Origin of the sequence: Streptomyces sp. NPDC048002 (genome assembly GCF_040653275.1) — a bacterium.
In the GTDB taxonomy this organism is placed as follows: Bacteria; Actinomycetota; Actinomycetes; order Streptomycetales; family Streptomycetaceae; genus Streptomyces.
The window spans coordinates 36,037-62,719 of sequence record NZ_JBEZNL010000029.1 but is presented as its reverse complement, the minus strand read 5'-3'; the positions used below and the strand labels follow the sequence as shown (position 1 = coordinate 62,719).

Below are 26,683 nucleotides of genomic sequence, written 5' to 3'. Positions count from 1 at the left end.
CCGTGCGCGACACCCTCCTCATCGCCCTGTGCGCCCTGCTCGGCGCGACCGCGGCCGGCGTGCTCGGCGCGGGCGTGCTGCGCCTCGTCCGGCGCCGCTCCCTCGCCGTGCACCTCACCGTGGTCGCCGCCGTCGCCGTCACCGCGATGCTCGCGGGCACCCTCGCCGTCGCGCAGGCGATGTTCCTCTCCGAGCACGACCTGAAGGTCGTCACCCTCGTCGTCGCCATGGCCGCCGTGGTCTCGCTCGCCACCGCCCTGCTGCTGGGCCGCTGGGTGGTCGCCCGCAGCCGCGACCTCGCCCTCGCCGCCCGCTCCTTCGGCGACGGCGGCGCCTTCACCTCCCCCGACGGGCCCGCCACCGCCGAACTCGCCGCCCTGAGCCGCGAACTGGAGGCCACCAGCGCCCGGCTCGCCGCGTCCCGCGAGCGCGAACGGGCCCTGGAGACCTCCCGCCGGGAACTCGTCGCCTGGATCTCCCACGACCTGCGCACCCCGCTGGCCGGACTGCGCGCGATGTCCGAGGCGCTGGAGGACGGCGTCGCCGCCGACCCCGACCGCTATCTGCGGCAGATCCGCACCGAGGTGGAACGCCTCAACGACATGGTCGGCGACCTCTTCGAACTCTCCCGCATCCACGCCGGAGCGCTCGCCCTGAGCCCCACCCGGGTCTCCCTGTACGACCTGGTCGGCGACGCCCTCGCGGGCGCGGACCCGCTCGCCCGCGAGCACGGGGTACGGCTCGTCGGCGGGGGCGTGGAACCGGTGCCGGTGGAGGTGGACGGCAAGGAGATGAGCCGCGTCCTCGGCAACCTCCTGGTCAACGCGATCCGGCGGACCCCCTCCGACGGCACGGTGGCCGTCGCCGCCGAACGGATCCCCGAAGGCGTGGTGCTGTCCGTCTCCGACGGCTGCGGAGGCATCCCCGAGGAGGACCTGCCGCGCGTCTTCGACACCGGCTGGCGCGGCACCGACGCCCGCACCCCGCCGGCCGGGGCGGGCCTCGGCCTCGCCATCGTCCGCGGCATCGTCGAGGCCCACAGCGGCCGGGCCACGGTCCGCAACATCCCCGGCGGCTGCCGCTTCGAGGTGACCCTCCCGACGGCGGACGTCTGACCGCCCCCACTTCACCGGCCCGCCCGCGCCCCGCAGCCGGACGGGGCACCGCGGTGCCAGCCCGCGCGGGCCGACCGCCGCGGCCCGACCGCCCACCGCACCGGCGTGGAAGGTCCCGCTGCACCCTGCCCGCCGCCGGACGGGGCGGTGGGCCGCCGCTCGCGTGGGTCGGCTCCCGCCGTGGCCCACCGGGCTTGGTCCACCGGCCCGCCCGCGCCCCGCAGCCGGACGGGGCACCGCGGTCGAGCCCGCGCGGGCCGATCGCCGCGGCCCGACCGCCCACCGCACCGGCGTGGAAGGTCCCGCTGCACCCGGCCCGCCGCCGCTCGCGTGGGTCGGCTCCCGCCGTGGCCCACCGGGCTTGCTCCACGGGCCCGACCGCCCGCACCCCGCCCGGTCCGCCGTGCGGCCTGGGCGGCGTGCGGGCGAGGGGCCGGCCCGCGTGGGCCGGCCGGTGCCGGAGGGCGGGTCCGGTCGGTGCCGGGACGGGCGGGCCGACCGGACAACGGCGGCGGGGCCGCGCGCGCCGACCGCACCGGGGCGCCGACGGGAGCGGGCCGGGCCGGTCGGACGCCGGGGCGGGAGACCTGAGCGGCGCGAGCCGGTCAGTGGGTCGTGGCGAACTCGCGCATTCCCTCGGTGAAGGGGATCCGGGGCCGCCAGCCGAGGGCGGTGCGCAGGCGGGTGGAGTCGGCCGTGACGTGGCGGACGTCGCCCAGCCGGTACTCGCCCGTCACCACCGGCTCGGGCCCGCCGTACGCCGAGGCCAGCGCGTGGGCCATCTCGCCGACGGTGCGCGGTTCGCCGCTGCCGGTGTTGTAGGCGACCAGCGCGCCCGCCGGGGAATCCGCCTCCAACGCGGTCAGGTTGGCCGCCGCCACGTCCCGTACGTGCACGAAGTCCCGACGCTGGCGGCCGTCCTCGAAGACCCGCGGGGCCTCGCCCCGGGCGAGCGCGGAGCGGAAGAAGGAGGCGACCCCCGCGTACGGGGTGTCCCGCGGCATGCCCGGCCCGTACACGTTGTGGTAGCGCAGCGACACCGCCCGCCCGTCCGTCGCCCGCGCCCAGGACGCGGCCAGATGCTCCTGGGTGAGCTTCGTCGTGGCGTACACGTTCCGCGGGTCCACTGGCGCGTCCTCGCCGACCAGGCCCGGCGCCAGGGCGTCCCCGCACACCGGGCAGCGGGGCTCGAAGCGGCCGGCGTCCAGATCGGCCGCGGCCCGCGGCCCGGGGCGGACCGTGCCGTGCCGGGCACAGGTGTAGCGGCCCTCGCCGTACACCACCATCGACCCGGCCAGGACGAGCCGCCGTACGCCCGTCTCCGCCATGGCGGTGAGCAGGACCGCGGTGCCGAGGTCGTTGCGGGAGACGTACTCCGCCGCGTCGCCGAAACCCGTGCCGAGGCCGACCATCGCCGCCTGGTGGCAGACCGCGTCCACCCCGGCCAGCGCCCGGCGCACGGCGTCCGCGTCCCGCACGTCCGACGCCGGGTCGGTCCGCACGTCGTACACCACGGGCTCGTGGCCCTGTTCCGTCAGGGCCTCGACGACCCGGGACCCGATGAACCCGGCACCGCCGGTGACCAGTACACGCATGCGCCCACGCTAGGGCGGCGACCGGGGAAAGGGCGGTGCGACGGCGCCCGTGTCACCGGTCCGTAAGATCCCCGGCAGACAGCGGGACGGACACGGTGAACGAGGTCGCCCCCGGAACGCAGACCAGGTCGATCGTCCCGCCGTGCGCGCGGACCAGCGAGGCGGCCACCGCCAGCCCCAGACCGCTGCCGCCGCGGTCCCGGCTGCGCGCCTTGTCCACCCGGTAGAACCGGTCGAAGACCCGCTCGCGATCGGCCTCCGGCACCCCGGGACCGGCGTCGGTGACCCGGATCCGGGCCGTGCCGCCGGCCGTCGACACCGTGACGCGGACCTCGGTGCCCGGCGGGGTGTGCACGGCCGCGTTGGTCAGCAGGTTGTCCAGCACCTGCCGGATCCGCTGCGGGTCCACCCGGGCGGTCAGCTCCGCCGGACCGGGCTCCACCGTCAGCGGGCGGCCCGCGTGACTGGCCCGGAACGCGTCCACGGCCTCCTGGACCAGGGCCACCAGGTCGGTCTCCCGCAGCCGCAGCGGGGCCTGCACCTCCGCCGCGTCCAGCCGGGCGAGCAGCAGCAGATCGTCCAGCAGGAAGCCCATCCGGGCCGCCTCCGCGCGCAGCCGCGCCAGATGCCGGTCGCGCTCCTCGGGGGCGTTGGCGGCCGCGTACTGGAACAGGTCCGCGTACCCGCGCACCGACATCAGCGGGGTGCGCAGCTCGTGCGAGGCGTCCGCGACGAAGCGGCGCAGCCGCTGCTCGGCCTCCGCGCGCACCGCGAGCGAGTCGTCGATGTGCTCCAGCATCCGGTTGAACGCGGTGCGCAGCTCCTCCACCTCGGGTCCGCCGCCGTGCCGGTCGTGCCGCACCGGCAGCCGCGCCGAGTCGGTCAGGTCGTGCGTGGTGATGCCGCGCGCGGTGCGCGCGATGTCGCCGATCGGCCGCAGCCCCCGCCGCAGCATCGCCCGCCCGGCGACCACCAGAGCCAGCAGGGCCAGCCCGAAGGTGACGGCCTGGATGGTCACCAGCTCCGTGACGGTGTCCTGGATGTCGTCCATGGGCGCCGCGCTGACCAGCACCACCCCCGGCTCCACCTCGCAGGCGCGCAGCCGGTACACGCCGGTGCCCCTGAGGTGCTCGGTGCGCAGGATCTCCCCGCCCGAGTCGACCCGAGCCCGCGCCACCGAGGTGAAGTCGTCGACGTCCGCGGGCAGATCGGTGTCCGCCTCGGGCTTGCGCAGCCGGGGCGCGCCGTCCGAGACGTCGTACACGGCGTAGTACCAGCGGTAGTACTTCTTCCCCGACAGCGTGCCGTAGTCCGCGATGCTCCGGGACTGGGCGACCTGCGCCTGCGCCAGCTGCTGGTCCAGCTGGGCCGACAGATAGTCCCGCATGTACGTCGTCAGCGCGGTCCCCACCACCGCGAACACCACCAGCGCCAGCGCGCCGAGCCCGAGCGCCAGCCGGGTGCCGAGCCGCAGCCTGCCGTACGCCCGCCGCAGCCGTCCCCTCACCTGGGGGCCTGCCGGATCACGTACCCGAAGCCGCGCACGGTGTGGATCATCGGCGGGCCGGTGTCGTCGAGCTTGCGGCGCAGCCGGCTGACGACCAGCTCCACCACGTTCGACCGGCCGCCGAAGCCGTACTCCCACACATGGTCCAGGATCTGCGCCTTGGTCTGCACGGTCGGCGACTTGCGCATCAGGTAGCGCAGCACCTCGTACTCGGTGGGGGTGAGCGTCAGCAGCCGCTCGCCGCGCCGCACCTCACGGGTGTCCTCGTCCATGGTCAGATCGCCGACCCGCAGCACCGAGCGCTGGAAGCCCGGCCCGGCGCTGCGTCGCAGCACGGTCCGCAGCCGGGCCATCAGCTCCTCCACCGCGAACGGCTTGACCAGGTAGTCGTCACCGCCGCGGGTCAGCCCCGCCACCCGGTCCGCGACACCGTCGCGGGCGGTGAGGAACACCACCGGCACCATCGTCCCGGAGCGGCGCAGCCGGTCCAGCACGCCGAAGCCGTCCACGTCCGGCAGCATCAGGTCGAGCACGACGATGTCCGGTACGAACTCGGCGGCGCGGCGCAGCGCCTCCTCGCCGGTGTTCGCGGTGACCGCCTCCCAGCCCTCGTAGCGGGCGACCGTCGCGACGAGATCGGCGATGGGCGGGTCGTCGTCCACGACGAGCAGTCGTACTTTTTCCACCCGCTCATACTGCTTCACCGGTCCGCGTCCCCCACAGGGGGTGCGGGCCGTCCCCGGAACATCGATAACCACTTGAAAGACCTACGACAGCTGTTCGACAGGTTCGCACGGACAAGCTCGGTACCCAGGCCCCCGGACCCCAGCGAGGAGCTGCCGCCCGTGACGACCGTCCAATCGCCCCCCGCGCCCCCCACGGCGCTACGCCCCAGGGCGGTGGCCCGCACCGGCCTGTACGCCGTGCTGGCCGCGAACGCGGCCGTGGTGACCTACTTCTTCGTCGGCGCGGGCTTCGGCGCCTCCAACGCCCTGCTCGTCCTCGGCCGCCTGGCCGGGCTGTACGGCGCCCTGCTGATGGCGTTCCAGCTGCTGCTGGTGGCCCGGCTGCCCTGGCTGGACCGCCGGATCGGCATGGACCGGCTGACCTCCTGGCACCGCTGGACCGGCTTCGGCATCCTGTGGACGCTGCTCGCGCACGCCGTCTTCCTCACCTTCGGCTACGCCGACTCCTCCGGTCTCGACCCGGTCGCCCAGCTGGTCGACCTCGCCGAGACGGTCGAGGGGGTGCTGCGGGCCGTCGCCGCGCTGGTGATCATCCTCGTGGTCGGCGCGGTCTCCGGACGCCTGGCCCGGCGCCGGCTGGCGTACGAGACCTGGCACTTCATCCACCTGTACACCTACCTCGCCGTGGTGCTGGCCTTCACCCACCAGGTCGCGGTCGGCACGACCTTCACCGCCTCCTCCGCCGCCACCGCCTACTGGTACACGCTGTGGGGCGTCGCCCTCGGCGCGGTCCTGGCCGGCCGGGTGGTGCTCCCGCTGTGGCGCAACGCGCGCCACCGGCTGCGCGTCTCGGCGGTCGTCCCCGAGTCCGACGACGTGGTGTCGGTGTACGTCACCGGCCGCGACCTGGACCGGCTCCCGGCCCGCGCCGGACAGTTCTTCCTGTGGCGGTTCCTGACGAGGGACCGCTGGTGGCAGGCGAACCCCTTCTCGCTGTCGGCGGCCCCCGACGGCCGCACGCTCCGGCTCACCGTGAAGGCGGCCGGCGCCGGCAGCGCGGGCCTGCGGGGCATCCAGGTCGGCACCCGGGTCTTCGCCGAGGGCCCCTACGGCGCCTTCACCGCCCTGCACCGCACCCGCCCGGAGTCCGTGCTGATCGCCGGCGGGGTCGGGGTCACGCCCATCCGGGCGCTGCTGGAGGAGCTGGACGGCCACGCCGTGGTCGTCTACCGCGTCGCCACGGACAAGGACGCGGTCCTCTACGGGGAGCTGCGGGAGCTGGCCCGCGCCAAGGGCGCCGAGCTGCACCTGGTGACCGGTCCGGTCAGCCCCGACCGGCTGGCCCCGGCCGAACTGGCCCGGATGGTGCCGGACATCGCGGGCCGGGACGTCTTCCTGTGCGGGCCGCCGCCGATGATGCACGCGGTCCTGGGCAGCCTGCGCGAGCTGGGCGTGCCCCGGCCGCAGATCCACTTCGAGCGTTTCAGCCTGGCGGGATGAGAGGGACACCGTGAAGCGAGCCATACCCGTCCTGGTCCTGACCGCGGTCGGTCTGGTGCCCCTGTGGCGCTACGAGCCGTCCGTGGACGTGCCGGCCTCCTCCGCGGAGGCGGCAGCGCCCGCCTCGACCCCGTCGGCTTCGGCCTCCTCGGGGGACGCCTCCGCCGGGGACGCCTCCTCCGGCAGCTCCGCCCTGGTCGTGGAGGGGACCGCGGTCAGCACCGAGAAGGGCGTCGTGCAGGTGGAGGTGACGTTCGAGGGCGACGAGATCGCCTCCGTGCGGATGCTCCAGCAGCCGAACCACCCCCAGACGACGGCCGCCGTGCCGACGCTGATCGAGGAGACGCTCCAGGCGCAGAGCGCGGACATCGACACGGTCTCCGGCGCGACGGTCACCAGCGACGGCTACAAGGAGTCGCTCCAGGCCGCGCTCGACGCGCACGGCGGCTGAGATGCGGCGCGTCGAGCACGTGATGGGGTTCCCGGTCTCGCTCCGGGTGGACGACGAGCGGGTGCCCGCCGGGGCCGCCGACGCGGTCTTCGCCTGGCTGCGCGAGGTCGACGAGCGGTTCAGTCCGTTCCGCCCCGACAGCGAGGTGTCCCGGCTCGACCGGGGCGGGATCGGCCCCGGCGAGGTCAGTGCCGACCTCGCCGAGGTCCTCGCCCGCTGCGAGGAGTACCGGGTCGCGACCGGCGGCGCCTTCGACGTCCGGCTGCCCGGCCGCGGACTCGATCCGTGCGCGGTGGTCAAGGGCTGGTCGGTGCAGCGGGCGGCGGACCTGCTGCGGGCCGCCGGTGTCCGGCGGTTCTGTCTGAACGCCGGTGGTGACGTGGTCGCCGCGGGCGGGCCCTGGCGGGTGGGGGTACGGCACCCCGAGCGCGCCGACCGGCTGTGCACGGTCCTGGAGATCACCGACGGGGCGGTGGCGACCTCCGCGCTCTACGAGCGGGGCGCCCACATCCTCGACGGCCGCACCGGCCTGCCCGCCACGGGCCTGCGCAGCCTCACCGTCGTCGCCCCCACCCTGACGGAGGCCGACGGCACGGCCACGGCGGCGTTCGCCCTCGGCCGCGCCGGCGTCGCCTGGGCGGCCGCCCGCCCGGACTGCGAGGTCTTCGCGGTGGACGAGGAGGGCAAGGTCCTGCGCACCCCGGGCCTCCCGGTGGCGACGGCTGCCGCCGCCTGAGGCGGGGGGCTGCGCGGCGGCAAGGGGCGGGCCCCCGGCCAGCCGTCGCAGGCGGGTCCGACCGGAGAGGGGCACGGGGTGGCGCGGGCGCATGGCGGGCTCGGCGCCGGACGCCGGGCTGTGGCCTGCGGCCCGCGCCGGAGGTGTGAGGCTGATGTCATGGTCCGGCGCCGGGGGCGGTGCGGTGGCTGGTGGAGCCTGTGGCCGTTGTCCCCGGTCGGCGGCGGGTGCGGCCTGGCGCGGGTGTGTCGGCGGCGCCGGGTACGGGGGTCGTGCGGGGGCATGGTGGGCTTGACGCCGGACGCCGGACGCCGGACGCCGGATGCCGGATGCCGGATGCCGGATGCCGGACGCCGGGCTGCGGGCTGCCGTTCGTGCCGGAGGTGTGAGGACGATGTCGTTGTTCGGCGCCGGGGGCGCGGGGCGGTGGCGGTGAGAGGCGGGGTCCGTGGCCGTTGTCACCGGTCGGCGGAGGCCGGTGCGGCCTGACGCGGGGTGCCGGGGGCGCGAGGCGGTCGCGGACGTGCCTTCGGTGGTCGGCGCCGGTGCCCCGGCACTCCCGCCCTCGGCGGCGGCCCGCGTCACGGCTTGGCGCCGGATACCGACCAGGCTCGGGCCAGGAGGGGGATCGTGCCGTCCGGGGCCTCGGGGAGGGACGTGGCGAGGGTGTCGCGCAGGCGGTCGCGGGCCTCGGGCGCCAGGTCGGCGACGTAGCCCGCCGCGGGGCCCTGGCCGGCGAGGAAGGGCGACCACAGGTCGGCGAGGTCGGTGAAGACGGTCGGCACCACGAGCGGGGTGACCCACACGTCCCGCAGCCCCGCCCGCGTCCACAGCGCGTGCAGCGGGTCCGGACGGCACAGCGGGAACCGGCGTCCCTCGTCCAGTTCGGCCGCCTCCGGGTCCGTGGCCACGGCCGCGTCCCAGAACCGGCGCAGCACCTCCATGCCCTCCGCGTAGTCCCAGACGTACGCGGCGACCCGGCCGCCGGACCGCACCGCGCGGGCCATCTCGGCGACCCCCTCGGCCGGATCCGGAAGGAAGTTGAGCGTCAGCCCGCTCACCGCCGCGTCGAACGAGCCGTCCGGCACGGGCAGCGCCCGCGCGTCCGCCACCGCGAACCGCACCGGCCCGTGGCTCAGATCCCGCGCCGCCGTCACCAGCCGCTCGGACCGGTCGCAGCCGAGCACCAGCGCCGGACGGCACCGGGTCGCCAGCACCGTGGCCAGCGCGCCGGTGCCGCACCCCACGTCCAGCCAGCGCAGTCCGTCGGCGTGGCCGGAAAGGGCGGTGAACCGCTCGGCGACCCTCCGGCTCCACCGGCCCATGTGCCGCTCGTAGGCGGGACCGGCCTGCCACACGTCGAACCGCTGCTGCTCGCTCATGGCTCCACCATGCGGGAACCGGGCGGATTCGGCCGACATCCCGGGCCCCGGCGAAATCGGGTCGCGCCGGGGGAGGAAGGCGAGGACGCCGTCCGCGACCGGCGACCGGCCGGGCCGTCGACCGGCGGTAAGCCCCGGGTGACCCGCACGGTTCACGCCACGCACCCGCCAAGGACCCGCAACACAGGAGGTCTAGACTCTCCCCGCAACGGCTCGCTCAACCCCGGCCGGAAGCGGGCGACTTCTGCCAGACCCGAAGGGTATTCGGCGTTTTGATACGGATAGATTCAGTCACCAAGCGGTACCCGGACGGCACGGTGGCGGTCGACCGGCTGTCGTTGGAGATACCCGACCGTGCGATCACGGTCCTCGTCGGCCCCTCGGGCTGCGGCAAGACGACGACCCTGCGCATGATCAACCGGATGGTCGAACCCAGCGAGGGCAGCATCCTCCTCGACGGCAAGGACATCCAGCAGCAGCCCGTCAACACCCTGCGCCGCTCGATGGGTTACGTCATCCAGAACGCCGGGCTCTTCCAGCACCGCACGATCCTGGACAACATCGCCACCGTGCCGCGCCTGCTGGGCTGGAGCAAGGAGAAGTCCCGCGCCCGCGCACGGGAGTTGATGGGCCGGGTCGGACTCGACGGCGCCCTCGCCAAGCGCTACCCCTACCAGCTCTCCGGCGGCCAGCAGCAGCGCGTCGGCGTGGCCCGCGCGCTCGCCGCCGATCCGCCGGTCCTCCTCATGGACGAGCCCTTCTCCGCCGTCGACCCGATCGTCCGCAAGGGTCTCCAGGACGAACTCCTGCGCATCCAGGCCGAGTTGGGCAAGACGATCGTCTTCGTCACGCACGACATCGACGAGGCGGTCAAGCTCGGCACCATGGTCGCCGTGATGCGCACCGGCGGACACCTCGCCCAGTACGCGCCCCCCGCGGAACTGCTCACCGACCCCGCCGACGCCTTCGTCGAGGACTTCCTCGGCACGGACCGCGGCATCCGGCGGCTGTCCTTCTTCTCCTCCGCCGGGCTCGACCTGCTCACCGCGCCGATCACCGCGATCGACTCCACCGCCGAGCAGATCGCCGCCCGCGACAAGGCAGGCGCCCCCTACCTCCTCGTCACCGACCTGGACGGCAGGCCGCTCGGCTGGGCGGAGCCCGGCGACCTGACGGCGGGACGGATCGACCCCGCCCGACTCCTCGCGCACGGACGCCCGTTCGTGGCCGGCACCGACTCCCTGCGGGCCGCGCTCGACTGCGCGGTGCTCTCCCCGACCGGCTGGGCCGTCGCTGTGGACGGCGAGGGCAGGGCGGCCGGCGTCGTCTCGCAGCAGACCATCGGCGAGGCGATCCGCGGCGCCCACGCGCGCAGCGCGCGGACCACCCCGGTGGGCGCGAAGACCGAGAAGGCCGCGCGATGAGTGAGTTCTTCGACCTGCCGAGCGACCTCCAGAACACCTACCTCGGACTGATCGGCCTCCATCTGCGCGAGGCGCTGCTCCCCGTCCTCGCCGGACTCCTGTTCGCCCTGCCGGTCGCCCAACTCTGCATCCGGCTGCGCTGGTTGTACCCACCGGTGCTCTGGGTGACCACCGTCCTGTACGCGATCCCGTCCATCGCGTTCTTCGTGATCCTCATCGACTACACCGGCCTGTCCGAGCTGACCGTGATGATCCCGCTCGCGGTCTACAGCCTCGTGGTCCTGGTCCCGGCGATCGTCGACGGCGTCCGTTCCGTACCGCAGGAGACACTGGCCGCCGCCACGGCGATGGGCTTCGGACCGCTGCGCCGCTACTTCCAGGTGCAGTTGCCGATCGCGGCGCCCGCCATCATCGCCGGACTCCGGGTCGCCGCCGTCTCCAGCATCTCCCTGGTCAGCGTCGGCATGCTGATCGGCAACCAGGGCGCCCTCGGCAACATGCTCAACAGCGGCCTGATCTACAACCAGCCCCGCCTGATCTGGCTCTCGGTCGTGGGTACCGCCGTCCTGGCGATCCTGGTGGACGCGCTCCTCATCGCCGTACGCGTCCTGCTGACGCCCTGGATGCCCCGGAAGGCCACGCGATGAACGTCCTCAACCACATCGACGCCTTCTTCAGCGACAGCGCGCACTGGCACGGCTACGACGGCATTCCCACCCGGGTGGCCGAACACGTCGGCTACACCCTGATGGCCCTCGGTATCGCCGCCGCCATCGCCCTGCCGGTCGGCCTGCTCACCGGCCACACCGGCCGCGGCGGCAACACCCTGGCGCTGATCGCCACGGCCGGCCGCGCCCTGCCCAGCTTCGGCCTGATGGTCCTGATGTTCATCCTGCTCGGCCTCGGCATGGCCCCCGTGATGATCCCCCTGGTGGTCCTCGCGATCCCGCCGGTCCTCGTCACCACCTACGAGGCCATGCGCTCGGTGGACCCCGCCCCCGTGGACGCCGCGCGCGGCATGGGCATGGCCGAGACGGAGGTCCTCTTCCGGGTGGAACTCCCCGTGGCGCTGCCCCTGATCCTCAGCGGACTGCGCTCGGCGGCGATCCAGATCGTCTCGACGGCCACCATCGCGGCCTACGTCAGCTTCGGCGGCCTGGGCCGCTACATCGTGGACGGCCTCTACCAGCGCAACTACGAGAAGGTCGTGGGCGGCGCGACCCTCGTGGCGGCGATGGCGCTCACCACCCTGGGCCTGTTCTGGGCGGTGGCCCGGCTGACCGTCTCCCGCGGTGTCCGCCGCGCGGGCGTCGGCTAGGCGGCACCCGACGGACCGAACGGACGGGCCCCGGGGGAGGAATCCCCCGGGGCCCGTCCGCTGTTCGGCCTTCCGGTCAGTTCCCGGTGCGGGCCAGCGCCTGCTCCAGGACGACCAGCAGCGCGTCCCGCACGGAGCCGCGCTCCCGCGCGTCGAACACGACCACCGGCACGCCCTCGCTCACGTCCAGGGCCCAGCGCACATCGTCCAGTTCGTGCTCCACCTTCCCGTCGAAGGCGTTCACGGCCACCGCGAACGGGATCCCCTTGTGCTCGAAGTAGTCGACGGCCGCGTAGCAGTCGTCCAGCCGCCGGGTGTCGACGATGACGAGCCCGCCCACCGCGCCCTCGACCAGGTCGTCCCACATGAAGCCGAACCGCTCCTGCCCGGGTGTGCCGAACAGATAGAGCTTCAGGGTCGGGTCGATGGTGATGCACCCGAAGTCCATGGCGACCGTGGTGGTCGTCTTGTCCGGGGTGTGGGTGAGGTCGTCGACCCCGGCGGCCACCTCGGTGATGGCCGCCTCGGTGGTCAGCGGCTCGATCTCGGAGATGGAGCCGACGGCCGTCGTCTTGCCCACCCCGAATCCGCCCGCGATCACCATCTTGACCGGCAGCGGCGGTCGTACGGCGGCGGCCGGTTCAGTCGGTGTCACGGAGTACCCCCCGGGAGTCGGGGATGGCGCGCAGGCCATCGATCACTCTTCGCAGTACGGATGAATCGTGGACGGCGGCCGCGTTCGGCACGTGCACCGTCAGCCGGCCCTCGGCCCGCAGGTCCTCGGCGAGCACCCGCACGACGTTCAGATGCAGCCGCAGCCGTGCCGCGATCTCCGCGATGGACTGCGGCTGCCTGCACGCCGCGATGATGTCGTGCTGCTCGAAGGAGAGCAGCGCGAGCGCGGCGAGCCCCTCGGCGGTCGCGACCACCTGGGTCTCGACGGGCATCGTCCGGCCGGCCGTGCTGGGCGCCACCCGGCCGGCGGTGACCAGGAACGGTCTCACGGCGGGGGCGGGGCCGACCGGGTCCGCGCCCGGGGGTGGGGTGCCGTCCGCCATGGGTCCTGTTCCGTCCTTCCCGGCCGGGTCAGCGGCCGGACGCGGCGCCGACGCTGTTCTTCAGCTCCAGCACCAGCTGCGGACTGAGCGCGGCACCGGCACGGTTGGCGAACAGGGTCATCTCGTAGGCGATGTTGCCGAGCTTGGCCTCCTTGTCGGTGACCACGCCGAGGACCGCGCCGTTGCCGATCGCGGAGACCAGCACATGGCCGCCCTCCAGATCGATGATGACCTTGTTCAGGCCGCCGAGCCCGTAGTTGCCGGAGGCCCCGGCGGCGAGGCTGGTGATGCCCGACACGATCGCGGCCAGCCGCTCGGAGTCGGCGTGCTCGCGCAGCTCCGACACGGCGATCAGCAGCCCGTCGGAGGAGACGGCGATGGCGTCCACGACACCCGCGGTCTCGGTCGCGAAGCGATTCAACAGCCAGGTGAAGTCGGCCGCCGCCGCCTTGAGTTCGGCCGGCGATGTGCCACCTGTCGACGTACTCACTGCTCCGCTCCTTCCGGGAGGTGCTGTCCGTGTTGCTGGTCGGGGGTCGGGTGTTCTTCGGTGGTACCGGTGTCGCGGTGCGCCTGGGCCACGGCCGCCTCGAACTCCTCCAGCGCGGACCGTACGGCGTCGGCGTCGGCGGGCCGGGGCGCCTGGTGGAGCGCCTGGTGGGAGCCGGTCTCCTCGGAGCCGCGCAGGGTCGCGCCGCGGACCCGGCGGCGCAGCGGGCGGGACCCGGAGGCCGCCGGGGGCGACTCGGTGTGGGGCCGGGGAGAGGCGTCCGGCCGGCCGGCCCGGGTGTGGTCGGGCGCGGGCGCGGGGACCGGGGCGGGTGCGGGTGCCGGGGTCTCGCGTCGGGGGACCCGGCGGGGGAGGGGCCCGGCGTCCTCGGCGGCCGCGGAGGACGGGACCATCGAGTCGAGGGCCGCCCCGGCGGGAGCCACGGCGGCGGGCAGCGGCCCGCCGGCCCTGGCGTCCGGGACCTCGGCCGGGGTCGCCGCCGGCACCTCGGGCTCCGGCAGCAGCAGCGCGGACGGCACGCTCACCTCGGCGGTGACACCACCGCCCGGGGTACGGGTCAGCTCGACCCCGATCTCCCAGCGGCGCGCCAGCGTGCCGACCACGAACAGGCCCAGCACCTTGGTCGGCACCAGGTCCAGGCGCTCGCGGCGGATCAGCCGGGCGTTCTCCTCGGCGAGCCGCTCGGCGCTCATGCCCAGACCGTGGTCGGAGATCACGACCGAGGCGAAGTCGTCCTCGCCGGCCGACACCGTCACCTCGACGGGGCTGCCCGCGGGGGAGAACGACACGGCGTTCTCCAGGAGTTCGGCCACCATCAGCGTGAGGTCGCCGATGACGTCCGGTTCCACCGCGATCTCGGAGCGGGCCTGGAGCCGTACCCGCTGGAAGCCCTCGATCTGGCCGAGCGCGGCCCGGACGACCGTGGTCAGCGGCAGCGGGCCCGAGCCGAGACCGGCCTCGCGGATACCGGCGAGCAGCATCAGGCTGTCGGCGTTGCGGCGCAGACGGACCGCGATGTGGTCGATGCTGTAGAGCCGCTCCAGCAGTTCGGGGTCGGTCTCCCCGCGTTCCACCGCGTCGATCAGGGACAGCTGCCGTGTCGTCAGGTTGCTGACCCGGCGGCCGACGTTGCCGAACATCTCGGCGACGTTGCGGCGGCTGAGCACCTGGCGCTCCAGCAGCGCGGCGGCCGTGGCCTGCACCTGGTTGAAGGCGGTGGCGAGGTCGCCGATCTCGTCCCGCGCGGTGACCGGCACCTTGCGCAGCCGGGGCGGGCCGGCGTCCTCGGCGTCGTCGTCGGCGACCCGGGCCAGCTCGCGGTCCGCGACCTCGGCGACCTCGCGGGCGGCGCCGGTGAGGGCCTGCACCGGCCGCACCACCGAGCGGCGCACCACGACCGACAGCGCGAGCCACAGCGCGAAGCCGAGCAGGGCGAGTCCGAGGAGCAGTCCGGCGCGCCAGGCGGCCTCGTCGGAGGCGTTGTCGGCGCGGTCGGCGATCTGGTCGATCAGGGAGGCGGTGATACCGAGCCGGATGGTGGCCTGGGCCCGGTAGGCCGGGTAGGACTCCAGCGCCGTGTTGAACGACTGCCGGATCTCTCCGGGGGAGTCGGACTGGAGCGAGCTGGGGTCGATCTGCAGCTCGGCGTACTGTCGCAGGATGGTGGCCTGCGGGGAGGAGTGCTCGATGCCCCGCAGCTCCTCGGCCTGCCCCTCGGTGGCGAAGCGGGAGAACCGGTCGGCCTGGTAGGTGTACACCTCGTAGGAGCCGACGGCGCCGATGAACTCGATGAGCGCGTTGGAGTCACCGGTCGCCGCGGAGAACACGCCGGTCTCGAAGGCGCTGTGGGCGGCGTCGGCACGCAGCAGCGAGTCGAGCAGGTTGCCGGTGAAGGTGCCCGCGAGGGCGGTGTTGCGGTCCAGGCCGAGGCCGTCGATGACGCCCTTGGCGGCACTGGTGTACGCCGGGTCGATGTTGTCGGCGGGCAGATAGCCCTGCTCGATGGTGTCGCGGAGGCTGCCGAGGGCGTCGATCTCCTTGAGGGCCTGCGCCTCGGTCTCCGGCAGCCGGTCGCCGAAGGTCTCGCGGACCTTGGCGACCTGGGCGTCCACCCTGGCCTGCGAGCGGTCGTAGGCGTCCGTGGAGGGCACGGCGTCGCCGTGGGCGGCCTCGTACCGCACGGACAGCAGGACCGCCTGCTGGTGCTCGGCCTCCACCCGGTCCACCAGGGTGGCCACCTCGGCGCTGTCCCGGACCAGGCGCGCGGCCTCCGAGGCCGACGAGGACTGCTCCAGCTGATCACTGATCAGGTAGGCGAGCAGGGCGGCCACCACGGCCAGCGGCACCCCGACCAGGAGGTTGAGCTTGCGCCGGAACGGCCAGCGGTCGACGAGGCGGCGTAGGCCGAGAGGGGAGCCGGGTGAAGCGGTGGACGCGTCCACCTCTTTCGTGGACACCTTTCCTCCTCGATTGATCGACTGTTGACCGGCTGAGCATCGGCACTGACAACTCACGGAACGCCTGGCGTCAACTGTGCGGAGACTATCGCCTCTTGAGACATCCGTCTTCACATGCGATCACAACTGACTACTCATCGAGTCCAATCGGTGACCCGGATTCCCTTGACTGATCAAGAAGCCGCTGGATTGGATCAGTTCAAGAACTGGAGAACTACCGTCCGCCAACCACACAGTCCGGAACGGGAATCGTGACTTCTACCGCCCCACGCAGCAGGTCCATCCGGAACCATCCCGGCGCGGCCGTCGTCGCGCTCGCCGCGGCCGCGGCCCTGCTCGCGGGATGTGGCTCCTCCGACGACGAGAACGACGACCCCCTGGCCGGCGACAAGGCGAGCGGCGACACCGTTGTCGTCGGTTCCAACAACTTCGCCGAGTCCATCCTGCTCGCCGACATCTACGGCGAGGCACTGAAGGCCAAGGGCCTGAAGGTCACCTACAAGCCCAACATCGGCAGCCGGGAGACCACTTACGGCCTGCTGAAGAACGGCTCCATCACCGTCCTGCCGGAGTACAACGGCTCGCTGCTGGCGTACCTGGACCCGAAGGCGGAGCAGAAGGACGCCGACGCGGTGAACGCGGCGGTGAAGACCAAGCTGGACAAGAAACTGACCCTGCTGGAGTCCTCGCCCGCCGAGGACAAGGACTCCGTCAGCATCAACGCGGAGACCGCCGCCAAGTACAGCCTGACCGGCGAGTCCACCCTCGCGGACCTCAAGGACATCGCGCCCGAGCTGGTCATCGGCGGCTCGCCCGAGTTCCAGACCCGGCAACAGGGCCTGCTGGGCCTGAAGGACGTGTACGGGCTGGAGTTCAAGTCCTTCAAGGCGCTCGACGCGGGCGGCCCGCTGACCCAGGCGGCGCTGACGAAGAACACCGTGCAGGCCGCGGACATCTTCACCACGGACCCGACGATCACCAAGGAGAAGTTCGTCGTTCTCCAGGACCCGGAGAACCTCTTCGGCTTCGCCAACGTGACGCCGCTGGTCTACAAGTCGGGCCTCTCGCAGGAGGGCGTCGACGCCCTGAACGCGGTCTCCGCCAAGCTCGACACCAAGACTCTGCTGGACCTGGACTCCCAGGTGCAGCTGGAGAACAAGGACCCGCTCGACGTGGCCAAGGCCTGGCTGAAGTCGGCCGGCCTGGACTGACGGCCGCTTTGGGGCGGGGCCGTGCGCGCCACGGGCCCGCCCCGGCGGGTCAGTGACCCACCTGGAAGGTGGCGTCCTGCCGCTCGGTCGCCGTCGAGACGGGGTCGATCCGCAGGGCGTACCCGTAGTGCCGGAGGTACCGGGTGGGGTTGTTGTACGAACGGAAGGACGACCAGGACGCGTCGGCCAGCCCCGCCGTGCGGTAGAAGGTCGCGTCCCCGGCGTAGGCCGAGGTGCCGTCGTTCACGTCCAGGCGGACCGCGTAGTCGTAGTGCCGCAGATACCGGGTCGGGTAGTTGACCGACTGGAAGGACACCCCGGCGGAGTCCGCGAGTCCCGGCACCAGCTTCCACTGGGAGTCGGGGAACGGGTCGAAGGGGTAGGCGTCGATGCGCCCCGCGAAACCGCTGTGCCGGACGTAACGGTCGGGGAAGTTGTAGGACTTGAGCCGGTTCCAGGCGGGTGCGCCCCAGTGCGCGAGCAGATGGGTGTACTCGGTCGAGGTGATCGGGTGGATGCCGCAGTGCTTGGAGTTGAGCGGCTGGGTGTACAGCCGCTGGTCCACCGGCGTCCAGGTGCCGGAGGCCAGATCGGCCGACTGCCAGACGTAGAAGACACCGTTGGGCGTGTAGGTGTCACCCCACAGGTAATAACCGCCGTTCGTCAGTGACTTGACCACCGTCGGCGCCTCGGTGCCGCCGTGTGCGACCGGCGTGCTGAACGGGGTGAAACTGCCCGGTGCCAGGGAGACCGACCGGGCCCCGACGAGTGTCTGGTCCCTCTTGTAGTAGAGGTGGTTGACGCCGTTCACGCCGACCGTGAGATTGCCGTCGATCACGTCGTACCCGGGGTCGAAGAAGACCTGCGGGGAGACCGTGGTCCGGAAGTCGGTCGTGTAGCTCACCATGATCACGTTGTGGCCGCTGCTGTTCACCGACGAGTAGAGGATGCCGTACTGGCCGCGCCCGGCGTCCCAGTACGCCTCCGGCGCCCAGCTGTGCGTGGTGGTCATGTCGTGCAGCTTCAGCAGTCGGTAGCCGGTGAAGGTGCGCAGGTCGGCCGAGTCCCAGACGTGGATGTACACACTGGTGCGGCTCCAGTCGGTGCCGCTCAGGTCGGTGGCCAGGACCACGAAGGTGCCGTCCTGCTTGCGCAGCACGAAGGGGTCGCGCAGTCCGCCGGCCCCGCCGGTCGGGGTGACGACCGGGGCGTTCTGGTTGAGCGGCGTCCAGCGCAGCCCGTCGGTGCTCACGGCCAGGTGCAGACCGTAGTTCGCCTCCAGCATGGTGGTGGACTCGGTGAAGTAGGCCATCACATAGGCCGAGTCCGCGGCGTGCGCGGTGCCGGATCCGAGGGTCAGCGCTCCGGTGGCGGCCAGCGGGACGGTCGCCGCCAGGCCGAGGAGCGTTCTGCGGGAGGGGTGCGGGTGCGGCTGCGGGTGCGGGGTCATCCGGACTCCAGGGGCGGGTGGCCGATGCGGGGCGATGGTGGATATGTCGAACGGTCGATATATCGAACCTGGTTCGGTGGAGCGGTCAGAAGGTAGGAGGGTGGCGCGGGTGCGTCAACGGGGTGGGCGGCCTTGGCCGAATTCCGCTCGTACGGCGCCGTGGTGGCCGGTCGCCGGTCGCCGGTGGCCGATGGGCGGTGGGCGGTGGCTGGCGACTGGTGTCTGGTGGCCGGTGGCGCGGGGGCGCGTGGTCCGGTGCACGGAAAAGGGGGAGCCCGGTTCAGGCGGACTCCCCCGTCCCGCTCCCGGCGGCCCCGGCCGGGGCACCCGGAAGCGCTTTCTCCTGCCGCGTCCAGGAAGTTACCCGGGGTTACTTTTGAGGGTCAAGAAGGCTGTGCGCAGGGCGTGTTGGTGCTCGGTGCCAGCCGGCGCCCCCGTCCGCGGGGGTCACCCGCGGCGCAGCCGCACGGCCAGGGCGATGCCCCCGGTGAGCGCCAGCACGGCGGCCGCGCCGCCCGCCAGCAGCGGGGCCGAGGGTCCCGAGGCCGACTCCGCCGCCGAGGCCACCGGCGTGGCGTCGGCGGGGGCGGAGGCCGTACGGTCCCGCGCCGGTGAGGGGGAGGGGGACGCGGAGGCCGACGGCGGCTCAGGAGAAGGGGACTTCACCGGGGGCGACTCGGGAGCGCGGGACGCGGGCGCGGACGCCGCCGGCTCCGCGCTCTTCCCGGCCGCCGCCGGGAACACCACGTCCGAGCAGGAGTAGTAGGTGTCCGGCGTGCTGCTGTTCTGCCACACCGTGTACAGCACATGGCGTCCGGTGCGGTCCTTCGGCAGGGTCGCCCGGATCCGGTACGCGCCGTCCGTCAGCACCGGGTCCCGCACCTCGGCGAACGGCCGCTCGGGCAGGTCGGACCAGGTGAGCGGCCGGGCGGGATCGTAGCCCTGCTCGGTGAGGTAGAGCCGGAAGGTCCCGGTGTGCGGGATCGTCGAGACGTACCGCACGGTCAGGGCGGCGCCGGGGGCGAGGCGGGTGGACGGCCAGTCGGAGCGGGCCAGGTCCAGGCCGCGGTAGGCGGGCAGGCCGCCGCTGCACAGCTCGCCGTCGGGGACGGTCTGCCGGTCCCGGCCGCCCACGTTCGCGATCCGGAGGTTGTCCCAGGCGGTGAAGGGCGCCCCGTTCGCGGCGACGGCCGCCCGGCACGCCGCCGACCGTGCCGCGGCGCCGCCCTCGGGGGAGCAGGCCAGCACCCGGCTGACCGGATCGGTGGGCGCGCCGTGCGCGGTGGCCGGGGCGGCGGCCGTGCCCAGGGCGAGCAGCGCGGGCGCCAGCGCGGCGAGGACGCGCCGGGCGCGGATCCGGGTCATGTGAGGGGCCTCCTCGGCCGGTTCGGGACGGACTGCTTCCGCCCAGTACGGGCGGGACGGCAGGCCTGTTCAGCCGCCGAGCCCTGCCGGGCGGCCGGGAGCGAGCCCCAGCAAAAGAGGTCACAACCGGTCAACCGGCCAACGCAGAGGGTTCGTTTCCAGCCCGATCGAGGGTTTCCCCTGTATCCCTATGACCTTCTGTTTGCCTATCGTTCCGTCACAACCGACCCACAGGTAACCCCGGACGGGTCGGCCCCCACCACGCCTGGCCGGCCATCGCGCACGCTTTTCGGCTTTTCACCCCCCCTCCGCTTCGAGGACGAAGCGATCGACCGCCGCTCCGCGCTGCCCGGAGCACGGCCACGAAAGGCACTCCCTTGCGTACCTCCCCCTCCACGCGACGGAAACTGATATCCGTCGCCGCGGTCTCCGCCGCGCTGTTCACGGCCGCCACCGCCACCGCCACCGCCGCCCAGGAGCCCGCGGCCGCCACGGACGTCCCCGCAGTCCGCACCGAGGCCGCCCCCGGGGCCCCGGCCGAACGCCTCATCGTGGGCTACAAGTCCGGCGCCGCCGAGGCCAGGTCGAACAAGGCCGCCGACGCCGACGCCGCCGCCAAGGGCGAGAAGGCCGGCGAGCGGCTGGACTTCGAGCGCCGCCTCGGCACCGGCGCCGCCCTCGTCGGCCTCGGCGAGGACCTCACCCAGGCGGACGTCGCCGACGTCGTCGCCGCGTACCAGGCCGACCCGCAGGTCGCCTACGTCGTGCCGGACCGGCTGAACAAGCCCCTCGCGACGCCGAACGACACCGAGTACACCAAGCAGTGGGACCTGTTCGAGACCACGGCCGGCATGAACGTGCCGGGCGCCTGGGACGTCGCCACCGGCACCGGGGTCACGGTCGCCGTGATCGACACCGGGTACGTGACCCACTCCGACCTCGCCGCGAACATCGTCGCCGGCTACGACTTCATCTCCGACACCACCGTCGCCGCCGACGGAGGCGGCCGGGACAGCAACCCGGCCGACCCGGGCGACTGGACGGCCGCGAACCAGTGCGCCTCGGGCGACCCGGCCTACAACTCCTCCTGGCACGGCACGCACGTCGCGGGCACCATCGCCGCCGTCACCAACAACAGCAAGGGCGTCGCCGGCATCGCGTACGGCGCGAAGGTCTCCCCGCTGCGGGTCCTCGGCAAGTGCGGCGGCTACGACTCCGACATCATCGACGCCATCACCTGGGCCTCCGGCGGCACCGTCTCCGGTGTCCCGGCCAACACCAACGTCGCCAAGGTCATCAACATGAGCCTCGGCGGCAGCGGCGCCTGCACCACCGCCACCCAGAACGCGATCAACGCCGCCGTGGGCCGCGGCACCACGGTCGTCGTCGCGGCGGGCAACAGCAACGCCAACGCGGCCAACTACTCGCCGGCGAGCTGCAGCAACGTCATCAGCGTCGCCGCCGCCGACCGGCAGGGCAACCGCTCCTACTACTCCAACTACGGCACGGTCGTCGACGTCGCCGCTCCCGGCGGCGAGACCAACTCGGTGACCGCCAACGGCATCCTGTCCACGCTGAACGCCGGCACGCAGGGCGCGGGTGCCGAGAACTACGCGTACTACCAGGGCACCAGCATGGCCGCCCCGCACGTCGCGGGTCTCGCCGCGCTCCTGAAGTCGGCGAACGCCACGCTGACCCCGGCCCAGATCGAGTCCGCGATCAAGACCAACTCGCGTGCTCTGCCCGGGACGTGCTCCGGCGGCTGCGGGGCGGGCCTGGCCGACGCGGCCAAGACGGTGCAGGCGGTGAGCGGCGGCTCCACGGGGGGCACCACCTACACCAGCACCTCGGCCGTCGCCGTCCCGGACAGCGGGACCGTCGAGTCCTCGATCGCCGTCTCCGGCCGGACCGGCAACGCCCCCTCGGCCCTCCAGGTCGGCGTGGACATCACCCACACCTACCGGGGTGACCTGGTCATCGACCTGATCGCACCGGACGGGACGAGCTACCGGCTGAAGTCCGCGAGTTCCTCGGACTCCGCGGACAACGTCAACACCACCTACACCGTGAACGCCTCCGCGGAGGCCGCCAACGGAACCTGGAAGCTGCGGGTGCAGGACACCGCCGCGCAGGACACGGGAACGCTCAACAGCTGGAAGCTGACCTTCTGAGCGAGGGCGGGCGCGAGCTGAACCTCTGAGCCACCGTTCCCTCGGAGCGGGCGGGCCGGCCGGTGCGGATGGGGCATCGGCCGGCCCGCCGTCATGTCCCGCCCCGGAACGCCGCCAGATGGTCCGTCGCCCACTGCCGGTAACTCCCGGCAGGCCGCCCCAGCAACTCCGCCAGGGTCGGGTCGACTTGGGCCTTCGCCCCGGCCCGCCCCCGGGCCGCGCTCTCGGCGAGCGCCTCCGCGATCGGCGCCGGATACCGTACGAGCAGCCGCCGCCTGGCCTCCGCCTCGGTCAACTCCTCGAAGGCGACCGGCCGTTGCAGGAGTCCGGCGAGGATCTCCGTCTGCTCCACGGCGCTGACGGCCTCCGGGCCGGTCAGCGGATACGCCCGGCCCGCGTGCGCCTCGGGATCCAGCAGGACCAGCGCGGCCACTTCGGCGATGTCCCGCGGATCGACGGTGGCGTTGACCGCGTCGCCGCACGCCGCCCGGACGACTCCCTCGGCCCGGACGGAGATGGCCCAGCCGAGCGTGTTGGTCATGAACGCGCGCGGCCGCAGCAGCGTCCACGCCAGGCCCGACTCCCGCAGCAGCCGCTCGGTGCCGCGCTGCCACCGTGTGATCAGGTCGGTGGCGTCCGGGTCGGTCACCGCGAGCGCCGACAGCTTCACCACGTGCCGTACCCCGGCCTCGCGCGCCGCCGCCAGGAAGCGCTCGTCATGGGCGTGCGTCAGCGGGTCGGCGGTGACCAGCAGCGCGACCGTCACCCCGGCCAGTGCCGGGCGCAGACTCGCGGGATCGTCGAAGTCCCCCGCCCGAACGTCCACTTGGGGTCCCGCCAGATGGCCGGCGCGGTCCGGCCCGCGGGTCAGCAGCCGCAGTGGCACCCGGCCGCGCAGCCGCTCGGCGACCGTACCACCCACCGTGCCGGTCGCCCCGGTGACCAGGATCACCGCTCCGACTCCCGCGCGTACGCGGTGTCCGCGAGGAGCGGGGCCTCGTCCTCCTCCTCCAGCGAGGCGAGGATCCGGGCACCGCGGTCCGCCGCCGCGTCCAGCCGCACCAGCAGCCCGGGAACCGCGATGCTCGGCAGGATGTGCTGCCACAGCACCGCGATCCGGTGCGCCAGGTCCTCCCGCCCGGTCAGCGCCCGGGACATGAGCTGGATACCGGCGAAGGACCCCACGAGCAGTTCCACCGTGTCCCGCGGTACGACCGTGGGGAGCAGCTCACCCTGCTTCTCGGCCTCCTCCAGCAGGCCGATCAGATGCTCCGCCCACTGCCGGAACGGACCGGTGTGATCCACCCCCGGGGGCGCGCACTGGTCCACCGTCAGCCGCACACTGCCCTGCAACAGCGAGTTGCTCAGCAGACGCCGGCCGAAGACGAAGGTGATGTCCACGACCTCCTGGAGCTTGCACGGATGCGGAGGCACCGCGCCGAGCTGCACCTGCTCGTCCAGGACGGCCTGGGCGAGGGACTCCTTGGACGGGAAGTGGAAGTACAGTGCGCCCTTGGTGACTTCGGCCCGCTCCAGCACCATCGAGATCGTCGTCGAGGTGTAGCCGTGTTCGTCGAACACCGCCCCCGCGGCTTCCAGGATCGCCCTGCGCGTCCTGATGGCGCGCTCCTGCTTCGCCATAAGCGCCCCTCCGCTGCGCCGAGTTGACCGGATGGCCCGGAGCGCGGCGGTCCGGTCGCGCACCGATGCTGGTCACCCTGGTCTCATTGAAAACAAACCGGTCGGCTCGTACTCTAGCGCTCACGGCACGGGCACCTCGCCGTCTGTCATCACTGTCGGGGGACCCAGGGAGAGACATGCCTGAATTGCCGAGACTCGCCGATCTCCCGACAGCTTCCGAGGGCCTCACGGCCACCGTGCCACGCCAGTTGGTGCACCGCGCGGCCGTCGCCGAGACCCTGCTCACCGGCTGGCGCCGACTGGGAACGGACCAGTTCACGGTAGCCGCGCAGTGGCCGCGGGCCCACCAGTTACATGTGACGAGCGACCGTACCGCATACGAGCCGCTCCTGGTCACCGAAACCGTGCGGCAGAGCGGCGCGTTGCTCGCCCACGCCGAGTACGGGGTGCCCCTGGGGCAGCGGTTCGTCCTCCAGGAGCTGCGGGTCGCCACGCGCCCCGAGCACCTGCGGGTCGGGCCCACGCCCGCCGAACCGGCCCTGGCCGTCAAGGTCTTCGACGTACGGCACCGGGCCGGCCGCGCCACCGCCTTCCGCTACGACGCGGACGTCAGCATCGAGGGGACCCAGGTCGCCGAAGCGCACATCGCGGTCTCCTGGACCAGTGAGTCCGTGTACCGCAGACTCCGCGGCGGACGCACCGCCGACACGGTCACCGCGCTGCCCCCGCCCCCCGGACTGCCGCCCGCCGAGGTGGACCGCACGGTCCCCGCCGATGTCGTACTGGCCCCGCAGGAGCGCCCCGGGCGCTGGCAGTTGAGGGTCGATACCACTCACCCCGTTTTCTTCGACCACCCCCTCGACCACGTCCCCGGCATGCTGCTGCTGGAGGCGGCCCGCCAGGCGGCCCACGCGCTCGGTGGAGCGGCCCGCGCGCCGGTCTCCTTCCACGCCTCCTTCGCCCGGTACGCCGAACTCGACCGGCCCACCTGGATCGAGGCGGTGCGCGGGCCCGGAGAGGAGATCCAAGTCCTCGGCCTCCAGGGGGACTCGGCAGTCTTCGCATGCCGGGTGGGCACCGTCGCGTGGTGAGCTATCGTGTACGGGGAGTGAAAAACAAACGGCATGACCCGTTCTTTTCTTCCCCAGGAGTGTCCAGGCGATGGCGAGGCAGTTACGCGCTGAACAGACCCGAGCGACGATCATCACGGCCGCCGCCGATCTGTTCGACCGGCGGGGCTACGAATCGACGAGTCTGAGCGACATCGTGGCGCACGCCCAGGTCACCAAGGGCGCCCTGTACTTCCACTTCGCGGCGAAGGAGGACCTCGCGCAGGCGATCCTGGAACTCCAGTCCCACGCGTCCCGCCAGATCGCCGGCGAGTTGGAGGCGCGCGGCTACTCCTCCCTGGAGACGCTGATGCGCACCACCTTCGGAGTCGCCCGGCTGGCGGTGGAGGGCCCGATCCCCAGGGCCGGGCTGCGGCTCGCCACCGGGGGAGTGGCGGTGAAGGCCCCCCTTCAGCACCCGTTCGCGGAATGGCTGGACCTCGCCTCCCGCAAACTCCTCGGCGCGGTCAAGGAGTCCGACGTCCACGCGGACGTCGACATCGACACCGCGGCCCACTCGCTGGTCTGCTTCTTCGTCGGTACCCGGGTCGTCGGCCGCACCACCGAACCCGTGGCCCGGCAGCCCAGACGCGTCGCGGAGATGTGGCACCTGCTGGTCCGCGGCATCGTCCCGGTGCCCCGCCGCCCCCGCTACCTCACCCTCGCCACCCAGCTGGAGCGCGAGATCCGCGTCGGCTGAGCCGGGCCCCGTCCGGGCCCGCGATACGGTCGCGGCATGCGCGACACCCCGCCCGTGATCCTCGGCGACGAACCCGGCTCCTTCCCGCACTCCGTGCTCACCGAGCGGCATCCGGCGATCATCCGCCAGGTCCGCGACGCCCTGCCGTACGACCCCGGACGCCGGGCCGCGCTCGACGCGCTCCTGCACGAGTGCGCCGAGGGCGTCGTCGCGCCCCTCCCCGCCGACGCCCACGATCTCGGCCGGTGGCGGGAGTGGGGCGCCGAGGCCCATCTGGGCCGGCCCTGGACCGACGCCCCGTGGCTGTGGTCGGAGAGCTACTTCTACCGCCGGCTCCTGGACGCCGTCGGCTACTTCGCCCCCGGCGTCTGGCAGGGCGTCGACCCCTTCCGCCCCGCCAAGCTCGCCGAACTGGACTCCGCCGGGACCGACGCCGAACTGGCGGCCCTGGACGGCCTCGCCGGGCTGACCGAGCGGGAACAGGACCGCGCCCTGCTCCACGGCTCCCTGTGGGGCAACCGGGCCGACCTGGGCTTCCGCCTCTCCGGCGCCAACGACACCGCGGACGACACCACGGACGACGCAACGGACGACGCAACGGGCGGCGCCACACCCCCCGGTGCCGGACCCCTGGTCGCCGACGACAGCGACGCCCTGTGGTCCCTGCTGCCGCCCGGCCGGACCGCCCCCCTGCTCTGCCTGATCGCCGACAACGCGGGCGGTGAACTCGTCCCCGACCTCCTGCTGATCGCCCACCTCCTGACCCGGGGACGCGTCCGGCACGCCGTCCTGCACGTCAAGGCGCACCCCTACTTCGTCTCCGACGCCACCCCCGCCGACGTCCTCGACGCCGTCGGCCGGATCAGGACGGCCGGGCGAGCCGGGGGCGCGGGGGGAGCCGGGGGAGCCGGGGGAGCCGCACGGGCGTACGGCGAGGCCCTGTGGACGGCGCTCACCGACGGCGGCCTCACCGTCCGCGCCCACCCGTTCTCCTGCGCGCCCCTGCCGTACGAGGACATGCCGGACGACCTCCGCGCGGAGCTGAAGGACGCCACGCTGACCGTGCTCAAGGGCGACCTCAACTACCGGCGCCTGGTGGGGGACCGCAGATGGCCGCCCACGACCCCCTTCGCCGACGTCACCCGCCACTTCCCCGGCCCGGTCGCCGCGCTGCGCACCCTGAAGTCCGAGGTGATCACAGGGGTGGACGCCGCGACGGTGGCCGCCCTGGACGCCGCCGAGGGACCACGCTGGCGGACCGGCGGCACCCATGCCCTGATCCAGGTGCGGCCCTGAC

24 protein-coding genes are annotated in these 26,683 nt (G+C 73.3%); 12 read left to right on the top strand and 12 right to left on the bottom strand.

Annotation, left to right across the window (positions count from 1 at the left end; genetic code table 11):
• The first annotated feature begins 2 nt into the window (after positions 1 to 2).
• Complete coding sequence (locus tag AB0E07_RS28690) at positions 3 to 1,115, top strand: HAMP domain-containing sensor histidine kinase (protein ID WP_362258316.1); 1,113 nt, start codon at positions 3 to 5, stop codon at positions 1,113 to 1,115.
• A 605-nt stretch (positions 1,116 to 1,720) separates the two neighbouring features.
• Here AB0E07_RS28690 and AB0E07_RS28685 read toward each other — a convergent pair.
• From AB0E07_RS28685 to AB0E07_RS28675, 3 genes are read right to left on the bottom strand one after another with little or no spacing between them, the layout of a single operon-like run.
• Positions 1,721 to 2,710 carry an NAD-dependent epimerase/dehydratase family protein gene (locus AB0E07_RS28685; RefSeq protein WP_362258313.1) on the bottom strand — a complete coding sequence of 330 codons (990 nt, stop codon included), beginning with the start codon at positions 2,708 to 2,710 and terminating at the stop codon, positions 1,721 to 1,723.
• Positions 2,711 to 2,762: 52 nt separating this feature from the next.
• A complete protein-coding gene (locus AB0E07_RS28680) occupies positions 2,763 to 4,217 on the bottom strand; it encodes a HAMP domain-containing sensor histidine kinase (protein ID WP_362258310.1) in 1,455 nt (484 codons plus the stop codon).
• Positions 4,214 to 4,903: a response regulator transcription factor gene (locus AB0E07_RS28675; RefSeq protein WP_362258307.1), complete on the bottom strand. Its 690-nt coding sequence runs from the start codon at positions 4,901 to 4,903 to the stop codon at positions 4,214 to 4,216. Before AB0E07_RS28675 ends, AB0E07_RS28680 begins: the two co-directional genes overlap by 4 nt.
• Before the next feature lie 159 nt (positions 4,904 to 5,062).
• Here AB0E07_RS28675 and AB0E07_RS28670 point away from each other — a divergent pair, with 159 nt between their 5' ends.
• The 3 genes from AB0E07_RS28670 to AB0E07_RS28660 are packed head-to-tail and all read left to right on the top strand — an operon-like array spanning position 5,063 to position 7,590.
• Positions 5,063 to 6,403: a ferredoxin reductase family protein gene (locus tag AB0E07_RS28670; RefSeq protein WP_362258304.1), complete on the top strand. Its 1,341-nt coding sequence runs from the start codon at positions 5,063 to 5,065 to the stop codon at positions 6,401 to 6,403.
• 10 nt (positions 6,404 to 6,413) lie between these two features.
• Positions 6,414 to 6,854 carry an FMN-binding protein gene (locus tag AB0E07_RS28665; protein WP_362258301.1) on the top strand — a complete coding sequence of 147 codons (441 nt, stop codon included), beginning with the start codon at positions 6,414 to 6,416 and terminating at the stop codon, positions 6,852 to 6,854.
• A gap of 1 nt (position 6,855) precedes the next feature.
• Complete coding sequence (locus tag AB0E07_RS28660; protein WP_362258298.1) at positions 6,856 to 7,590, top strand: FAD:protein FMN transferase; 735 nt, start codon at positions 6,856 to 6,858, stop codon at positions 7,588 to 7,590.
• Between the two features lie 581 nt (positions 7,591 to 8,171).
• Here AB0E07_RS28660 and AB0E07_RS28655 read toward each other — a convergent pair.
• Complete coding sequence (locus AB0E07_RS28655) at positions 8,172 to 8,972, bottom strand: methyltransferase domain-containing protein (RefSeq protein ID WP_362258296.1); 801 nt, start codon at positions 8,970 to 8,972, stop codon at positions 8,172 to 8,174.
• A gap of 272 nt (positions 8,973 to 9,244) precedes the next feature.
• On the opposite strand from AB0E07_RS28655, the gene AB0E07_RS28650 reads away from it, so the two are divergent.
• The 3 genes from AB0E07_RS28650 to AB0E07_RS28640 are packed head-to-tail and all read left to right on the top strand — an operon-like array spanning position 9,245 to position 11,714.
• Entirely contained in the window at positions 9,245 to 10,396 is a 1,152-nt protein-coding gene (locus AB0E07_RS28650; protein WP_362258293.1) for an ABC transporter ATP-binding protein, read from the top strand.
• The gene (locus AB0E07_RS28645) at positions 10,393 to 11,043 is read left to right on the top strand and encodes an ABC transporter permease subunit (RefSeq protein ID WP_362258289.1); all 651 of its coding nucleotides are present in this window, start codon (positions 10,393 to 10,395) and stop codon (positions 11,041 to 11,043) included. The genes AB0E07_RS28650 and AB0E07_RS28645 overlap by 4 nt, the downstream gene beginning before the upstream one ends.
• Positions 11,040 to 11,714 (top strand): ABC transporter permease, encoded by a 675-nt coding sequence (locus AB0E07_RS28640; RefSeq protein ID WP_362258287.1) that lies wholly within the window; start codon positions 11,040 to 11,042, stop codon positions 11,712 to 11,714. Before AB0E07_RS28645 ends, AB0E07_RS28640 begins: the two co-directional genes overlap by 4 nt.
• Before the next feature lie 76 nt (positions 11,715 to 11,790).
• Here AB0E07_RS28640 and AB0E07_RS28635 read toward each other — a convergent pair whose 3' ends face one another.
• Genes AB0E07_RS28635 through AB0E07_RS28620 form a run of 4 tightly spaced genes read right to left on the bottom strand, consistent with a single transcriptional unit; the run spans position 11,791 to position 15,739 of the window.
• Positions 11,791 to 12,408, bottom strand: a complete 618-nt coding sequence (locus tag AB0E07_RS28635) for an ATP/GTP-binding protein (protein WP_362258284.1) — start codon at positions 12,406 to 12,408, stop codon at positions 11,791 to 11,793.
• On the bottom strand, positions 12,356 to 12,772 hold the full coding sequence (locus AB0E07_RS28630; RefSeq protein WP_362258281.1) for a DUF742 domain-containing protein: 417 nt from the start codon (positions 12,770 to 12,772) through the stop codon (positions 12,356 to 12,358). Before AB0E07_RS28630 ends, AB0E07_RS28635 begins: the two co-directional genes overlap by 53 nt.
• 28 nt (positions 12,773 to 12,800) lie before the next feature.
• Positions 12,801 to 13,262 carry a roadblock/LC7 domain-containing protein gene (locus AB0E07_RS28625; RefSeq protein WP_362258278.1) on the bottom strand — a complete coding sequence of 154 codons (462 nt, stop codon included), beginning with the start codon at positions 13,260 to 13,262 and terminating at the stop codon, positions 12,801 to 12,803.
• The gene (locus tag AB0E07_RS28620; RefSeq protein WP_362258275.1) at positions 13,259 to 15,739 is read right to left on the bottom strand and encodes an ATP-binding protein; all 2,481 of its coding nucleotides are present in this window, start codon (positions 15,737 to 15,739) and stop codon (positions 13,259 to 13,261) included. Before AB0E07_RS28620 ends, AB0E07_RS28625 begins: the two co-directional genes overlap by 4 nt.
• Before the next feature lie 251 nt (positions 15,740 to 15,990).
• Between AB0E07_RS28620 and AB0E07_RS28615 the strand changes: the two genes are divergently transcribed.
• Complete coding sequence (locus AB0E07_RS28615) at positions 15,991 to 16,950, top strand: ABC transporter substrate-binding protein (RefSeq protein WP_362258273.1); 960 nt, start codon at positions 15,991 to 15,993, stop codon at positions 16,948 to 16,950.
• 49 nt (positions 16,951 to 16,999) lie between these two features.
• Here AB0E07_RS28615 and AB0E07_RS28610 read toward each other — a convergent pair whose 3' ends face one another.
• Together AB0E07_RS28610 and AB0E07_RS28605 are read right to left on the bottom strand one after the other, a co-directional pair.
• On the bottom strand, positions 17,000 to 18,400 hold the full coding sequence (locus tag AB0E07_RS28610) for a glycoside hydrolase family 43 protein (RefSeq protein WP_362258270.1): 1,401 nt from the start codon (positions 18,398 to 18,400) through the stop codon (positions 17,000 to 17,002).
• A gap of 447 nt (positions 18,401 to 18,847) precedes the next feature.
• Positions 18,848 to 19,765 carry a lytic polysaccharide monooxygenase gene (locus tag AB0E07_RS28605; RefSeq protein ID WP_362258267.1) on the bottom strand — a complete coding sequence of 306 codons (918 nt, stop codon included), beginning with the start codon at positions 19,763 to 19,765 and terminating at the stop codon, positions 18,848 to 18,850.
• A 377-nt stretch (positions 19,766 to 20,142) separates the two neighbouring features.
• Here AB0E07_RS28605 and AB0E07_RS28600 point away from each other — a divergent pair, with 377 nt between their 5' ends.
• On the top strand, positions 20,143 to 21,936 hold the full coding sequence (locus AB0E07_RS28600) for a S8 family serine peptidase (RefSeq protein WP_362258264.1): 1,794 nt from the start codon (positions 20,143 to 20,145) through the stop codon (positions 21,934 to 21,936).
• A 91-nt stretch (positions 21,937 to 22,027) separates the two neighbouring features.
• Here the strand turns inward: AB0E07_RS28600 and AB0E07_RS28595 are convergent, their stop codons facing one another.
• Both AB0E07_RS28595 and AB0E07_RS28590 read right to left on the bottom strand, forming a co-directional pair.
• Positions 22,028 to 22,888, bottom strand: coding sequence for an NAD(P)H-binding protein (locus AB0E07_RS28595; RefSeq protein WP_362258261.1), 861 nt, complete (start codon positions 22,886 to 22,888; stop codon positions 22,028 to 22,030).
• A complete protein-coding gene (locus AB0E07_RS28590) occupies positions 22,885 to 23,577 on the bottom strand; it encodes a ScbR family autoregulator-binding transcription factor (protein ID WP_362258258.1) in 693 nt (230 codons plus the stop codon). Before AB0E07_RS28590 ends, AB0E07_RS28595 begins: the two co-directional genes overlap by 4 nt.
• Before the next feature lie 176 nt (positions 23,578 to 23,753).
• Here AB0E07_RS28590 and AB0E07_RS28585 point away from each other — a divergent pair, with 176 nt between their 5' ends.
• The 3 genes from AB0E07_RS28585 (at position 23,754) to AB0E07_RS28575 (ending at position 26,682) form a co-directional block, all read left to right on the top strand.
• The gene (locus AB0E07_RS28585) at positions 23,754 to 24,668 is read left to right on the top strand and encodes a ScbA/BarX family gamma-butyrolactone biosynthesis protein (protein ID WP_362258255.1); all 915 of its coding nucleotides are present in this window, start codon (positions 23,754 to 23,756) and stop codon (positions 24,666 to 24,668) included.
• 70 nt (positions 24,669 to 24,738) lie between these two features.
• Entirely contained in the window at positions 24,739 to 25,386 is a 648-nt protein-coding gene (locus tag AB0E07_RS28580; protein ID WP_362258252.1) for a ScbR family autoregulator-binding transcription factor, read from the top strand.
• Between the two features lie 36 nt (positions 25,387 to 25,422).
• The gene (locus AB0E07_RS28575) at positions 25,423 to 26,682 is read left to right on the top strand and encodes a damage-control phosphatase ARMT1 family protein (protein ID WP_362258249.1); all 1,260 of its coding nucleotides are present in this window, start codon (positions 25,423 to 25,425) and stop codon (positions 26,680 to 26,682) included.
• The last annotated feature ends 1 nt before the right edge of the window (position 26,683 follow it).